Source organism: Variovorax sp. P4_B11, assembly GCF_056402355.1.
In genome coordinates this window covers 18,126-31,797 of the sequence record NZ_JBFUHO010000077.1, presented here as the reverse complement: position 1 = coordinate 31,797, position 13,672 = coordinate 18,126, and the positions used below count along the sequence as shown (strand labels likewise).

At 70.0% G+C, this 13,672-nt stretch carries 12 protein-coding genes; 9 read left to right on the top strand and 3 right to left on the bottom strand.

From position 1 onward, the window contains the following. Together AC1DYD_RS36305 and AC1DYD_RS36300 are read right to left on the bottom strand one after the other, a co-directional pair. Positions 1–1,391 (bottom strand): DUF3300 domain-containing protein (locus AC1DYD_RS36305; RefSeq protein WP_478177579.1); only part of this gene is annotated, 1,391 nt, incomplete at its 3' end. Between the two features lie 56 nt (positions 1,392–1,447). Next, positions 1,448–2,185: a response regulator gene (locus tag AC1DYD_RS36300; protein ID WP_478177578.1), complete on the bottom strand. Its 738-nt coding sequence runs from the start codon at positions 2,183–2,185 to the stop codon at positions 1,448–1,450. Between the two features lie 278 nt (positions 2,186–2,463). On the opposite strand from AC1DYD_RS36300, the gene AC1DYD_RS36295 reads away from it, so the two are divergent. Further along, the gene (locus AC1DYD_RS36295; RefSeq protein WP_478177577.1) at positions 2,464–3,297 is read left to right on the top strand and encodes a Crp/Fnr family transcriptional regulator; all 834 of its coding nucleotides are present in this window, start codon (positions 2,464–2,466) and stop codon (positions 3,295–3,297) included. A 74-nt stretch (positions 3,298–3,371) separates the two neighbouring features. Here the strand turns inward: AC1DYD_RS36295 and AC1DYD_RS36290 are convergent, their stop codons facing one another. After that, the gene (locus tag AC1DYD_RS36290; RefSeq protein WP_478177576.1) at positions 3,372–3,755 is read right to left on the bottom strand and encodes a response regulator; all 384 of its coding nucleotides are present in this window, start codon (positions 3,753–3,755) and stop codon (positions 3,372–3,374) included. Positions 3,756–3,974: 219 nt separating this feature from the next. On the opposite strand from AC1DYD_RS36290, the gene AC1DYD_RS36285 reads away from it, so the two are divergent. The 8 genes from AC1DYD_RS36285 to AC1DYD_RS36250 all read left to right on the top strand — a co-directional run bounded on the left by AC1DYD_RS36285 (position 3,975) and on the right by AC1DYD_RS36250 (position 13,626). Further along, positions 3,975–6,986 (top strand): PAS domain S-box protein, encoded by a 3,012-nt coding sequence (locus AC1DYD_RS36285; protein WP_478177575.1) that lies wholly within the window; start codon positions 3,975–3,977, stop codon positions 6,984–6,986. Between the two features lie 96 nt (positions 6,987–7,082). Continuing rightward, positions 7,083–8,264 carry a CaiB/BaiF CoA transferase family protein gene (locus tag AC1DYD_RS36280; RefSeq protein ID WP_478177574.1) on the top strand — a complete coding sequence of 394 codons (1,182 nt, stop codon included), beginning with the start codon at positions 7,083–7,085 and terminating at the stop codon, positions 8,262–8,264. A gap of 69 nt (positions 8,265–8,333) precedes the next feature. Next, positions 8,334–9,347, top strand: a complete 1,014-nt coding sequence (locus tag AC1DYD_RS36275) for an AraC family transcriptional regulator (protein ID WP_478177573.1) — start codon at positions 8,334–8,336, stop codon at positions 9,345–9,347. A 90-nt stretch (positions 9,348–9,437) separates the two neighbouring features. Next, positions 9,438–10,940: a class I adenylate-forming enzyme family protein gene (locus AC1DYD_RS36270; RefSeq protein WP_478177572.1), complete on the top strand. Its 1,503-nt coding sequence runs from the start codon at positions 9,438–9,440 to the stop codon at positions 10,938–10,940. Then, positions 10,937–11,356, top strand: coding sequence for a PaaI family thioesterase (locus tag AC1DYD_RS36265; RefSeq protein WP_478177571.1), 420 nt, complete (start codon positions 10,937–10,939; stop codon positions 11,354–11,356). Before AC1DYD_RS36270 ends, AC1DYD_RS36265 begins: the two co-directional genes overlap by 4 nt. Positions 11,357–11,387: 31 nt before the next feature. Next, a complete protein-coding gene (locus tag AC1DYD_RS36260) occupies positions 11,388–12,374 on the top strand; it encodes a tripartite tricarboxylate transporter substrate binding protein (protein ID WP_478177570.1) in 987 nt (328 codons plus the stop codon). Positions 12,375–12,379: 5 nt separating this feature from the next. Then, positions 12,380–13,195 carry an SDR family oxidoreductase gene (locus AC1DYD_RS36255; protein ID WP_478177569.1) on the top strand — a complete coding sequence of 272 codons (816 nt, stop codon included), beginning with the start codon at positions 12,380–12,382 and terminating at the stop codon, positions 13,193–13,195. Beyond that, positions 13,192–13,626, top strand: a complete 435-nt coding sequence (locus tag AC1DYD_RS36250) for a PaaI family thioesterase (RefSeq protein WP_478177568.1) — start codon at positions 13,192–13,194, stop codon at positions 13,624–13,626. The genes AC1DYD_RS36255 and AC1DYD_RS36250 overlap by 4 nt, the downstream gene beginning before the upstream one ends. Positions 13,627–13,672 lie beyond the last annotated feature (46 nt).

The window sequence follows — 13,672 nt, the reverse complement described above, 5'->3', positions numbered from 1 at the left end:
GCACTGGGACGGGCGCCGCCGCCGCCGCCCGTGCTCGCGCGGGCGCCCCCTCCGGTCGTGCTCGTGCGCGCCGCGCCGCCACCGGCGCCGCCATGGCTTTGCGCCATCGATTGGCGACTCGCATCGCCACGACTCGCCTGCTGGCGGGCCTGTCCACCGGCATCGCCCGCGCCTCGCAAGGCGTTGTCGCCGCCGCCGGTCCGCGACAGCCCCTGGTCGGCGCCACCGCGCCCGCCCGGCCCGCCTCGGTCGCCCGCTCCCCCGCGGTCTCCCGCTCTGGCGCTGTCACCGGCGCGGTCGCCCGCACGGTCACCGGCCCCTGCACCCGCTCGATCGCGACCGGCGCCTCCGGCCGCGGCCTGCGCGCGATCTCGTGTCCCCGGATCGTTGCGAAGCTGGTCGCGGCCCTGGCCCGGGTCCATGCCCCGCTGCTGCAGCTGGGACTGCGCCTGCTGGCGCTGGGCGTCGCGGGCCCCGCCCTGCGCCGCATCGCGGCCGCGGTAGTCGTTGCGCTGGTTGGCGCCGCCCACGTTCTTCCCGAACTGCTGCTGGCTCGCCGAGTCCCGGTACGGCACGCCGCGGCGATTGGCCGCGTTGTGCTGGAAGTTGGTCTGGCTGGCATTGAGCTGCCGGTTCGCGTTGACGCTGTTGTAGCGATTCACGTTGACGTTGACGTTGCCGCCTCCCCAGTTGCAGTTGCCCCAGAGCGCGGCCGTGGCGGCCACGCCGACACCGAAGGCGATGCCCGTGGCCAGCGCGGCGCCGGGGTAGTAATACGGCGCCGGCGGGTAGTAGTACGGCGGATACGACGGGTAGGGCCAGGCGCCGTACACGACCGTCGGGTTGTAGGCCGGCACATACACCACCTCGGGATTCGTCGGCTCGATCTTGATGATGGTCTGCTGCGTCTGCGGCTCCTGCTCGACGATGACCTTCTGCTGCTCGGAGCTCTTCAGGTTGCCGGTCTGCTGAGCCTTCGTGCGCAGCCGCTGCGCCGAGTCGAGCACGTCCTTGGACGAGGCGAGGAAGGCGTCGCCGAGGTTCTGCACCCAGTCGGGCTGGTCGCCCATCATCTGAAGAGCCTGTGGAAACGCCACCAGCGACTGCACGCTCGGGTCCCAGGGCTGGTTAGCCACCAGCTTCAGCGCCGCGTCCCCCTTCTGGTCCTTGTTTGCCTTCGACCATTTGGCGGCATCGGCGACGTCCGCGGGATAGGTCGCGGCCATCAGCACCTGCGACAGCAATTCGTCCGGATACAGCGCGATCGGCGCCATCATCTGGTCGAGCTGCTCCCGGGAAAAGGTCTGCGCCTGCTGCGCACCGACCAGCAGCGAGAACAGGGAGGCCGCGAGCACGAGGGTGCGCGCGAGTCGGAGGGTCAGAGTGCGCATGGCAACTCCTTTTCCTGAGGGCAGGGGTTCAATGGCGACCTCGTCTTGTTGTTCGGCTACGGATGATCCTGAAGGCATGCGTCTTCGTCGATTCGGTTTTCCAGCGCATAGCGCACCAGCTCGGCCGTGCTCGAGACCTGCAGTTTTTCCTGGATGCGCGTCTTGTGCGTGCTGACGGTCTTCACCGACAGGTGGAGCGCGTCGCCGATGTCGGTCAGGCGCTGCCCGGCCGCGATGCGTCGCAGCACCTCGATCTCGCGGTCGCTCAGAAGCATGTGGCGCGGGGCTTCGGACATGCCGTTGAGCTGCTTCACCACCTGCTCGGCGAGGCTTGCCGTGACATAGGCGCCACCCGCCGCCACCCTGCGCACCGCACCGACCAGCTCCGCCGCTGCGACATCCTTGGTGATGTAGCCGTTGGCGCCTGCCTTGAAGGCCCGCAGCGCGTATTGCTCCTGCGCGTGCATGCTCAGCACCAGCACGCGCACGGCCGCGAACTCGGCCTTGATGCGCCGGACCAGTTCCAGGCCGGTCATCCCCGGCATCGACAGGTCGACCAGCGCCAGGTCGAACGCGCGCTCCCGCAGCAGCTCGAGCGCCTGGAAGCCCGTGACCGCTTCGGTCAGCTCCCAGCCGTTGCCCAGCGGGTCGAGCACGCGCTTCAGGCCCTCCCGGACGATCGCGTGGTCGTCGACCAGGAGCATGCGGATCGCGCGCGCGCCTGGCCCCGGCGGCGCTTCGATGGGCGCCGCCCGGTCGCTCGCATGGGTCCCGGGTCCTTCTTGTTCTTGCATACCTTGTCCTGTTCGGAGGCAGCTTAGAGGGACATCGTTACAGTTCTCCGGGCGAATATCAAGCGATGGATGGCAAGGAACGGGATCGGGCCTCCACAGTTCGACTGGCACTATGTCATTAGGAATATTCCCAACGCGACGTAGGGCAACTCCGGAAACAATGAAGAAAGAGCTGATCTATCCTGGAGCATCAGGCCTATTCTCAACAGGAGGCGCTCGGGCGCAAGCTTCTTTCCGCCTCCGACATCCGGTCGTCGGCGCAATCCTGGAGCCTCCCGATGAACAACGTTCCCGCGCTCGATGTGCATTCGCGTGTCCCAGCCGATCGCCTGCGGCTTGCCGGCGTCGAGCGATCCGAGCGCAGCGTCGTGGACGAGATGCTCGAACTCCTCGGCGTCGTCGCGGGCGAGGGCCGGCGGACGCCGGAAATTCCTCTTGCCGTGCGCCGGCTGCAGGCCGGCCAGTCGCTGTTCTTCGAGGGCGCCGCGGCAACGTCCATCTATGTCGTTCGCGCAGGAACCTTCAAGGCCTTCCATACCGCCGCAGACGGCTACGAGCAGGTCTTTGGATTCGCTCGCCGCGGCGATTTGCTGGGCTGCGATGCCTTGTCCGGCGATCGCCATCGGATGGCCACGGTGGCGCTGGAGGACGCGAGCGTCTACGTCATCGCCCTGCCCGACTTCTATGCGCTGGCGCAAGGCCTGCCGGACTTCTATCGCGGCGTGATGCGCGCCGTCGGCAGCGCGATGACCGACTTGACCCAACTGGCCGACATGATGGCTGCCGTCGCGGCCGAGGTGCGGCTGGCGCGATTCCTGGTGCACCTGTCGCAGCGGATGGCGGCCTGCGGGCAATCGGCCAGATGCCTTCGCCTGCTGATGACGCGCCGCGACATCGGAAGCTACCTGGGCGTCGCCCACGAAACGATCAGCCGATCGTTCGCGGCATTGGCCGCGCTGCAGCTGGTCAAGGTGGAACAGCGCAAGGTGGAGATTCTCGACCTCGCCGCATTGCGGCGCTTCGCGCAGGGCACGCGGGCGCCCGCCAAGGACAATTCCGGCGCCTCGGTCGCCAGGTCGCGCGCCGGCGGCGCGCTGGCACTGGCGGCCTGACCGGGCCCGAGGCCGGTTCGCACGGGCGCGTGGCGGGGAACGAGGCGGGGGCCGCGGGGCGGGCATGGCGAGTCTCAGGGCCGCGGCGCGGCCTGGGATCGCGAATGCTCGGCGATCCAGTCCCGCGCCTGCTGGAACTCGGTCGCCTTGTCGAAGTAGGCCAGCGCGCCGGCATCCAGGTGGGCCTTGCGCATCGACGTCCAGTTGAACTGGGAAAAGACGACGACCTTGATGCCGGGGTGATGCTGCCTGACGTGCCGGAGCACGTCGATGCCCCGGTCCTGCCCGCGCAGCCTGACGTCCAGAACGATGAGATCCGGCGGGTTGGCGGCGATCGATGCCAGGGCCGTGGCGACGTCCTCGGCACAGCCCACGATATCGACGTCCGATGCGCTGGCCAGCAGCGCACCGAAGCTCTGCTGGATTGCCACAGAATCGTCGACCAACAGCACCTTCACCTCTGCACCTCGTCCGCGTTGTCTCGTTGACCTGGACGCATCTTTGCGCCGGATCGAGGTGCGCGAGATGCGCATGCTCAATGATTGCGTTAAAAGGACGAACTTCGTCGCGCGCTCCGGAAGCTGCCGTCGAAATCCGACTTGGCGAGAGGTCCCATGGCTTCGTGGTTCGAAAACCTGTCCTTGCGCAGCCGAATCGTCCTGCTGACGGGGGGGGTCATGCTTGCGCTGGCCGTGCTGGTGGCGTCGGTCCTTGCCGCCGAAGCCCATCGGATCCGGGATACCGCACACGAGAAGGTCCGGCTTCTCGCCGCCGGGTCGGCCGCGGACCTGCAACGCGTGCTCGACCAGTTCGCATCGGTTCTGGAGCGGCTGTCCGCCCGGCCCCTGGTCAAGGCCATGGATCCGGAGCGCTGCGATCCGCTCGTGGCGGAGTTCGTGCGGCTGGTCCCCGCCGCCCGGGGGTACGCCGTGCGGGACGCACAAGGGAACATCCTCTGCGCCCATGCGGCGGGTCCGTTCCCACCGGCGCCGGCTGCGGACGCAGCCAGCGCCGAGCAGGTCGCTCTGGCCGGCGGGTTCGCGGCCAGCGACCTGTTCGTCGACCCGCGCACGGGGACATGGGTCGTGGCGCTGAGCTATCCCCTTCGCGACGAGAAGACATCGCGGACGGGCCAACTGGTGATGACCGTCGATCTGCTGGCGCTCAGCGACCGCTTGCTCGGCCCGATCCCGAAGAATGCGCTCGTCACGGTCGTGGACCGGACCCGGACCACCTTGCTTCGCTCGACGGACCCGGCGGCCTTCATCGGCTCGCGCCCCCGGGACGGCGAGACCGATCCGATCGGCGGCGCGCGGGAAGGCGTGTCCGTCGCCACGGGGCGGGATGGCGTTGCGCGCCTGTTCGGCTTCCTGACCCTGCCCGGCGTGGACTGGCGGGTGGCCGCGAGCCTCCCGGAAGCCGATGTGCTCTCGGACTACCAGGCCGCCGTCCACCGAACCTTCGGCATCGGCCTCGGGCTCGGCGTTCTTGCGCTGGTGCTGGCGTGGCGCCTGAGCGCGGCCATCGCCAATCCCATCGCGCACCTGAAGGAGACCGCGGTGCGGATCGCTGCCGGCGAGGACACGATCCGCGCCGATGTCGCCGGACCGCCCGAGATCCGATCGGTGGCGCAGCAGGTCAACAGGATGCTGGATGCCCGGGCCGTCAGCGAGGCCCGCCTGCGCGGGATCTTCGAATCGGCCGTCGATGCCATCCTGACGGCCAACGAGCACCAGATCGTCGTGCAGGCCAATCCGGCGGCGGCAAGGATGTTCCATTGCGCGCTGGACGACCTGGTCGGCTCGCCGCTGAGCCGCCTGATCCCCGAGCGGTATCGGGAGGCTCACGCGCGGCACGTGCACGCGTTCGGCGCCAACCCGGTCACCCAGCGCCGGATGGGGCAGCAACGGGATCTGGTCGGGCTGCGGGCCGACGGGGTGGAGTTCCCGATCGAGGGCGCGATCTCGCATCTGTCCGTTGGCGGCCGCCCCCTGTACACGGTGATCCTGCGCGATGTCAGCGAACGCAAGCAGGCCGAGGAAGAACTCCGGGCCGGCGCCTCGAAGCTGCAGGCGGCGCTGTCGAGCATGAGCGACGCGGTCGTCATTTCCGACACCGAGGGCCGGCTGGTCGAGTTCAACGACGCCTTCGCGTCGTTTCACCGGTTTTCGGACAAGGCCAGTTGCCGACGGACCATGGCGGAATACGCGCAGATTCTCGACCTGCGCATGCCCAACGGCGATCCGGCCCGGCTGGCGCAATGGCCGGTCAACCGGGCACTGCGGGGGGAGTCGGCAACCAGTGTCGAATACAGGCTGCGGCGCAAGGACAGCGGCGAGAAGTGGATCGGCAGCTACAGCTTTGCGCCCATTCGCTCGAAGGACGACACGATCGTCGGCGCCGTGGTGGCGAGCCGTGACGTCACCGCCATCAGGGAGGTGCAGGAAGATCTCGAATCCTCCCATGTCGTGATGCAGCGGCTCATCGCGTCGCAGGATCGGGTCCAGGAAGAAGAACGCAAGCGCATCGCGCGCGAACTGCATGACGACCTGCAGCAGACGCTGGCCGCGATCCGCATGGACTTGCGCGTCATCGGCGAGCGCTTCGGCGCCCGGGCGCCGGCGCTGCTGCCGCACGTCGCCGGGATCGACGACCTGGCCGAAAAAGCCGTCGCGTCGACGCGCCGCATCGTCAACGACCTGCGCCCGCCGATGCTGGAAGACCTCGGCCTGTTGCCGGCCCTGGAGATGCTCGTGGGCCAGTTCGGCCAGCAGACCCGCATCGCCTGCAAGCTCGACGCGCCGGAAGAAGTGTCCGATGCCTTGATGGCAACGCCGGCCATCGCGCTGTGCCTTTACCGCATCGTGCAGGAGGCGCTCAACAACGTCGCCAAGCATTCCCATGCCGGCGAGGTGCAGATCCGCCTGGCCTTGGCGCCGCCGGCGTCGGTCTCGGTTCGCGTCAGCGACAACGGCCAGGGCATGGGCGCAGCGGACCGGCGCAAGCCCGATGCGTTCGGGATCCTCGGCATCCACGAACGCGTACGCGCGCACGGCGGCAGCCTGCAGATCGACGGCAAGTCCGGGGGAGGCACCGTGCTGGACGTGCTGATTCCGCTGGTCGGCGCGCCGGAGGCATCGCGGCCCGGGACCGAAGCGATGCGAGCGCCGGGGCGCTCGGGCGAGGCGCCGCGACATGAGGATCCGGACGACGCGCAGGCGCTGCCGAGGCTGTTGAGCCGTGCGACCCACAAGACCCTGCAGGACGTGATCGACGCGCTGGCGGGGATCGTGGCGGTCGTCGACCGTCACGGCGTGATTCGGTTCGTCAACCGCGCGTGGAGCGAATTCGCCGAGCTCAACGGCAACCCCGGCGCGGCCGCGATCGGGCCGGGCGTGAACTATCTCGAGGTGTGTTGCCGCAGTGCCAGCGCCGACGCGTCGGCGCAGCACATTCTCCAGGGGCTCGACGAAGTGATCCACGGCCGCCGGAAGGTCTTCACCTGCGAGTACCCGTGCCATTCACCCGACGAGATGCGGTGGTTCCAGATGCACGCCACGATGATGGCCACCGGGGACGTGATGGTGGCGCACTTCCTGGTCAGCCGGGAGAGCCACGTTCACCTGGTCATCGGATCGGATGGCCTAGGGTCTGTTCACACTATTTCCGCGACCCCGGAAATAGTGTGAACAGGCCCTAGACAGGGGGACTGACGCTTTTCGCCAATCGGCGCGACCGGTGCCGCCATTGCGGCAGCGGCCCGCGCACTCTAGATTGCGCTGCTCATGACCTCTTCAACCGAATCCCTTTCCAACGCAGCTTCCGGCGCCCCGCTCGCAGGCGTGCGCGTGCTCGACCTGACCCGCCTGCTGCCCGGGCCGCTCGGCGCCATGCACCTGGCCGACCTCGGCGCCGACGTCGTCAAGATCGAGGACACCGGCGCCGGCGACTACGCGAACGCCGCGGTGCGCGCGCTGGTCAACCGCAACAAGCGCGCGATCCGCATCGACCTCAAGCACGCCGAGGGCGTCGCCACGCTGCTTCGCCTGTGCCGCGAGGCCGACGTGCTGGTCGAGGGCTTCCGGCCCGGCGTGATGCAGCGCCTGGGCGTCGGCTACGAAGCGGTCGCGGCCGTCAATCCGCGCATCGTCTACTGCAGCATCAGCGGCTTCGGCCAGACCGGACCGCTGCGCGACACGCCGGGCCACGACCTGAACTACGCGGCCCTCGCCGGCGTGGCCCACCAGATCGGCAACGCCGCCGGACCGGCGCTGTCGAACCTGCCGGTGGCCGACCTGATGGGCGGCACCCTGACGGCGGTGGCGGGCATTCTTGCCGCGCTCTTCGATGCCGCGCGCAGCGGCCGCGGACGGCATGTCGACATCGCGATGGCGGATGGCGTGCTGGCCCACGCGGTGCTGCCGCTGGCCAGCCTGAATCAGCACGGCCAGGTGCCGATGGCTGGCCAGGGACCGCTGACCGGTGCGCTCGCCTGCTACGGCTTCTACCGGACCGCCGACGATCGGCAGGTCGCGGTCGGTGCGCTGGAGGCGAAGTTCTGGGTCGACCTGTGCCGCCTCCTGGAGCGCCCCGACCTCGTGCCGCTGCATCGCAGCGGCGACCCCGCGACCGAGGAAGCTTTGCGCGCCGAGCTGGCCGCGATCTTCGGCGCCCGGCCGCTCGCGCACTGGCGCAGCCTGTTCCGCGACGGCGTCGGCTGCGTGACGCCGGTGCTGCGCATTGACGAAGCGCTGGACCATGCGCACTTCCGCGCGCGCGGCATGCGGGTGGCGGGCGAGGCGGCGACAACACCGCAACTCGGCTGTCCGGTCAAGATGACCGGCTTCGTGCCGTCCGCCCCGCGGCCGGCGCCGCGGGCCGGGGAACACACCGACGAGATCCTGCGCCAGGCCGGACTCGACCCATCGGCCGTGGCCGCGCTGCGCGAGGCCGGCGCCATCGGTTGAAACGGCGGCCCGGCGCCGGTCCGAGCGGCAGCGCTGCCTACAATCGGGCGGGCCACCGCCGCTACCTCGATGACGCTCACCCACCACACCATCGCCATCCAGCAGGTCCATGGCATCCTGATGGGGGTGCGGCATCGCGGACTCGACGCCGCCCCGCTGCTGGCCCGGGCGGGCATCGCGACCTCGCTGCTGGAGTCGCCGCTGGCGCGCATCTCGCAGCGCCAGTACGCGCTGCTGATCCGCGCCTTGCGGCGCGCGCTGCGCGACGAACTCTGGGGCCTGCTGAGCCACCCGTTGCCACCCGGAAGCTTCGGCCAGTGCATGCGGCGACTGGTGCGCTGCGCCACGCTGGGCGAGGCCCTGCGGGAAGGCTTCGCCTGCTATCACCTGCTGCTGAAGGACTTCGTGCCGCGGCTGTCGGTCGGCGACGGCAGCGCCCATGTGCAGTTCGTGCTGCGGCGTGCCTCCGATGCGCGGCTGGACTACGCGATCAAGGCCTTCATGCTGCTGGCCTTCAATGCCTTTTCCTGGCTCGTGGCGCGCCGCATCCCGGTACTGGCGGTCGACTACACGGCCGAGCACACCATCACCGACATCTCGCGCGTCTACCAGGTGCCGGTCCGCTATGGCCAGCCGCACGTCGGCCTGTCCTTCGAGGCGCGCTGGCTCGACCTGCCGGTGGTGCAGTCGCCGCAGAGCCTGGGCGAATTCCTGGCCGGCTCGCCGGCCAACCTGATCGTCAAGTACCGCGACACCAGCAGCCTCACCGAGCGCATCCGCCGGCTGCTGCGCAAGCGCCTCGGCGACGAGCTGCCTTCGCTCGAGGAAGTGGGAGAGGCGCTGGCAGTGACGCCGCAGACGCTGCGCCGCCGGCTCCGCGACGAGGGCCGCGGCTTCCAGCAGATCAAGGACGAACTGCGGCGCGACGCCGCGATCGAGTACCTGCTGCACACGCCGCTGCCGCTGCTGGACATCGCCAACCGCGTGGGCTTCTCGGAAGCCAGCACCTTCCATCGCGCCTTCAAGCAGTGGACCGGCGTGGCCCCGGGCGAGTACCGCCTGGTGCACGGCGCCGAGCGCTGAGCCCCGACGCGCCGGACTGAGCAGATCCGCCAAGCCCTTTGGCGCTTCCCGCCATTCGTCCGGTGCGCGTCGCGGCCTAAGCTGTGGCGCATGTACCTGACCCAAGGCCTGCATCGCGCGCTCCAGCGCAATCCCGACAAGACGGCGCTGACGCACGTCGGCGAAACCGGCACGCGCCGCCACACCCATGCGCAGCTGGCGGACGGCATCGCCAGGCAGGCGGCCGCGCTGGCCAAGCGCGGCATCGCGCGCGGCGATCGCGTGGCGCTGCTCTCGCCCAACAGCGACCGGCTGGTGCGCACCATGCTCGCCTGCTGGTGGCTCGGCGCCATCGCCTGTCCGCTCAACATCCGCTGGAGCACGCCCGAGCTGGCCTTCGCGCTGGACGACAGCGAAGCCTCGCTGCTGCTCGTCGACGAATCGCTCGCGCGGCTGGTGCCGGACGGCGCGCCCGCCACGCTGCAACTCGCCGCATTCGAGCAAGAGTGCGCGGCCTTGGCTCCGCTGCCCGACACGCGCACCGGCGGCGACGCGCTCGCGGTGATCCTCTATACCGGCGGCACCACCGGCCGCTCGAAGGGCGTGATGCTGAGCCACGCGAACTTCTGGAGCGCCTCGATGACGCGCGGCGCCGAACTCAACAACGCGCCGGACTCGGTCTCGCTGCTCGTGGCGCCGTTGTTCCACGTCGCCGGGCTCGGCCGCCTCGTGGGGCAGCTGATCGTCGGCGGAAGCTGCGTGACGATGGCTCAGTTCCGCCCCGCGTCGGTGATCGAGGCCATCGCGACGCACGGCATCAGCGACATCATGGTGGTGCCGAGCATGCTGCAGTCGCTGCTCGACGACCCTGCGTTCACGCCCGGGCGTGTGCGCAGCCTGGACCGCATCGCCTTCGGCGCCGCGCCGATGCCGCCGGACCTGCTCGACCGGGCGCTCACCGCCTGGGCGCACGCGGAGTTCTTCCAGGCCTACGGCCTCACCGAGACCGCTGGCGCGGTGTGCATCAACCTCCCCGCGAACCACCGGCCCGAGGCGCGCGCGCTGGGCCGCCTGAACGCGGTGGGCCGCGCGGGCCTCGGCGCGGAAATCATCGTCGCCGACGAGAGCGGCCGAGAACTGCCGCGCGGCGAAGTGGGCGAAGTGCTCACGCGCGGACCGATGGTCATGCAGGGCTACTGGCGCAATCCGGAAGCCACCGCCGCCGCCTTCCGCGACGGCTGGTTGCGCACCGGCGACGCCGGCCGCATGCTGCCCGACGGCCATCTGTTCATCGTCGACCGGCTCAAGGACATGATCATCAGCGGCGGCGAGAACGTGTACTGCGCCGAGGTCGAGGCCGCATTGCGCAGCCATCCGCGGGTCGCGAACGCGGCCGTCATCGGCGTACCGGATAGCCGCTGGGGCGAGGCGGTGCACGCGGTCGTGGTGATGAGCGGCGACGCGGGCGCGAGCGTGGACGAACTGCGTGCCTGGTGCCGCGAGCGCCTTGCCGGCTTCAAGTGCCCGCGCGGCATCAGCTTCGTGCCCGAGCTGCCGATGTCGGCGGCCGGCAAGGTGCTCAAGAACGTGCTGCGCGAGCGGGTGCGCGCATGAAGCCCGTGGCGGTCGTTGACCGGCGCAAGGTCTTCGCCCAGGTGCCCTTCATGCGGCTGCTGGGCGCCCGGCGCGAGTTCTCCGAAGCCGGCCGGGCCCGCGTCGCCATCGACCCGCGGCCGGAAGTCGGCAACGTGATCGGCGCGGTCCATGGCGGGGTGCTGGTCACGCTGCTCGACGTCGCCATGGCCAGTGCCGCCGTGTCGCTGTTCGACTTTGAACGCACCGCCGTGACGCTCAACCTCAACACGAGTTTTCTGCAGCCGGGTCGCGGCACGCTCACGGCGGATGGCGAAGTTGTTCGGCACGACGGCAGCGTCGCCTGGTGCAGCGCCGCGGTCCGCGATGCCGCCGGGCGCGTCGTCGCCCAGGCCCAGGGTTCCTTCCGCTACCTGCCCCTGCCGCAGGCCACTTGAATTTCCGCCCACTCGAATGACAGGAGACTCCATGAACCCACCCTTCCGCTCGATGCGGCGTCGCGCGGCCGTCGCTGCGCTGCTCGCGATCGGCGCCACCGCGGCGGCCGCTCCCGCATTCGCCGCCGATCCGTTCCCGAGCAAGCCGATCACGCTGGTGATGCCTTTCCCGGCCGGCGGTTCCTTCGACCCCATGTTCCGCGCGCTGGCCGACGTCGCATCGCGCGACCTTGGCCAACCGATCGTGCTGATGCACCGGCCGGGCGCCGGCGGCATCACGGGCCCGGGCTCGGTGGCGCTGATGAACGAGGCCGACGGCTACACGCTGGCCGTGATGCACAACTCGGTGATCCGCGCGCCGCTGCTGCAAAAGGTCAACTGGGATCCGCTGCGCGACTTCAGCTACCTGGCCGGCCTGTTCGGCATGGCCACCGGCATCGCGGTGGCCAGCGACGCGCCGTGGAAGACACTGGACGACCTGCTCGCCGATGCGAAGAAGCGGCCCGGCGCGATCAGCTGGGGCACCGTGGGCGCCACCAGCATCAACCGCATCTACGGCGAACGGCTCGCGCGCATGAACGGCACGAGCTTCAACATGGTGCCGTTCAAGGGCGGCGGCGAAGCCTTCACCGCGCTGATCGGCCGCCATCTCGATGTCTATGGCGACCCCGGCTTCGGCCCGCAGGTGCAGGGGGGCAAGGTGCGGCTGCTGGCCACCTTCACCGCCGAGCGCCTGCCGCGCTATGCCGGCGTGCCGACGGTCAAGGAGCTCGGCCACGACCTCGTCATCGAGTCGCCGGTCGGCCTGGTGGCGCCGAAGAACCTCGACCCGAAGATTGCCGCGCGCCTGGCCGCTGCCTTTCGCAAGGCCGCTGCCGACCCGGCCTACCTGAACCAGCTCGACCAGTTCGACATGCAGGCGCATTGGATCGACGGCAGCGCCTACGCGGCCTACGCCAAGGCCCAGTTCGAGCGCGACGCGAAGATGCTGGCCGAGCTCGGCTTCAAGCCGGAGTGAACCGCATGGACTTCTCCGCCTTCGATTTCAAGGGCCGGCATGTGTTCGTGGCCGGCGGCTCCAGCGGCATCAACTTCGGCATCGCCCAGGCTTTCGCGCGCGCCGGTGCGCGCATCACGGTGCTGAGCCGGTCGCCCGACAAGGTCGCGACCGCGGCGCAGCAGCTCGAGGCGCTCGGCACCGAGGCGCTCGGCATCCCGGCGGACGTGCGCCAGCCGCCGGCGCTGGAGAGTGCCTTCGCGCAGGCTGCGGACCGCTTCGGCCCGATCGACGTGCTGGTCTCGGGCGCGGCGGGCAACTTCCTTGCCGGCGCGCTGGACATGTCGCCCAACGCCTTCAAGACGGTGGTCGACATCGACCTGCTGGGCAGCTTCAACGTCGCCCGGCTGGCGCATGCCCACCTGCGCCAGCCCGGCGCCTGCGTGATCCAGATCTCCGCCGGGCAGGCCTTCATCCCGACCCCCTTCCAGGCCCACGTGTGCGCGGCCAAGGCCGGCGTCGACATGCTGACGCGGGTGCTGGCGCTCGAATGGGGGCCGCAGGGCATCCGCATCAACTCGATCGTCCCCGGTCCGATTGCCGACACCGAAGGGCTGAAGCGCCTCGCGCCCACCGACCAGACGATGAAGGCAATGGCCGAGCGCGTGCCGCTCAAGCGCCTGGGCCGCATCGAGGACATCAGCCGCATGGCGATGCTGCTGGCCAGCGACTGGGGCTCGTACATCACCGGCGCGGTCATTCCTGTCGATGGCGGCCTGGCGCTGACCGGACCGCGCGACTTCACCGCGGCGGCGGCGGCATCGAAGCGGGAGGCGGCATGAGTGTCCACCTCGCCGTGACGCCGCGGGAGCAGGGCGACAAGCCGCGCAGCGGCCCGCAGCGCCACGTTCCGTTCTCCGAGCACCTCGGCCTGCGGGTCGAGCGCGCCGAAGGCGGCGAGTCCATCGTGTCGGTGGAACTGCGCCCCGAGCTGCTGAACAACCATGCCAGCGGCCATGGTGGCGTGCTCATGACCCTGCTCGACAGCGCCATGGCGCATGCCGCGCTATCGCGCGTGGCCTATGGGCGCGAGCTCGTCACGGTCGACATGCACATCGCCTTCATGCGGCCCGCCAGCGGGCGGCTGCAGGCGAAGGCAAGCACCACCGGCGGCGGCCGCTCGGTGTGCTTCTGCGAAGCCACCGTCACCGATGCCGGCGGCGAGGTGGCGGCGCGCGCCATGGGCACCTTCCGCTACCGCGACCCCGCGTGAACGTTTCGGCCAATCGTTTTGGCCCGATCCGCGATTGTCGAGGCCG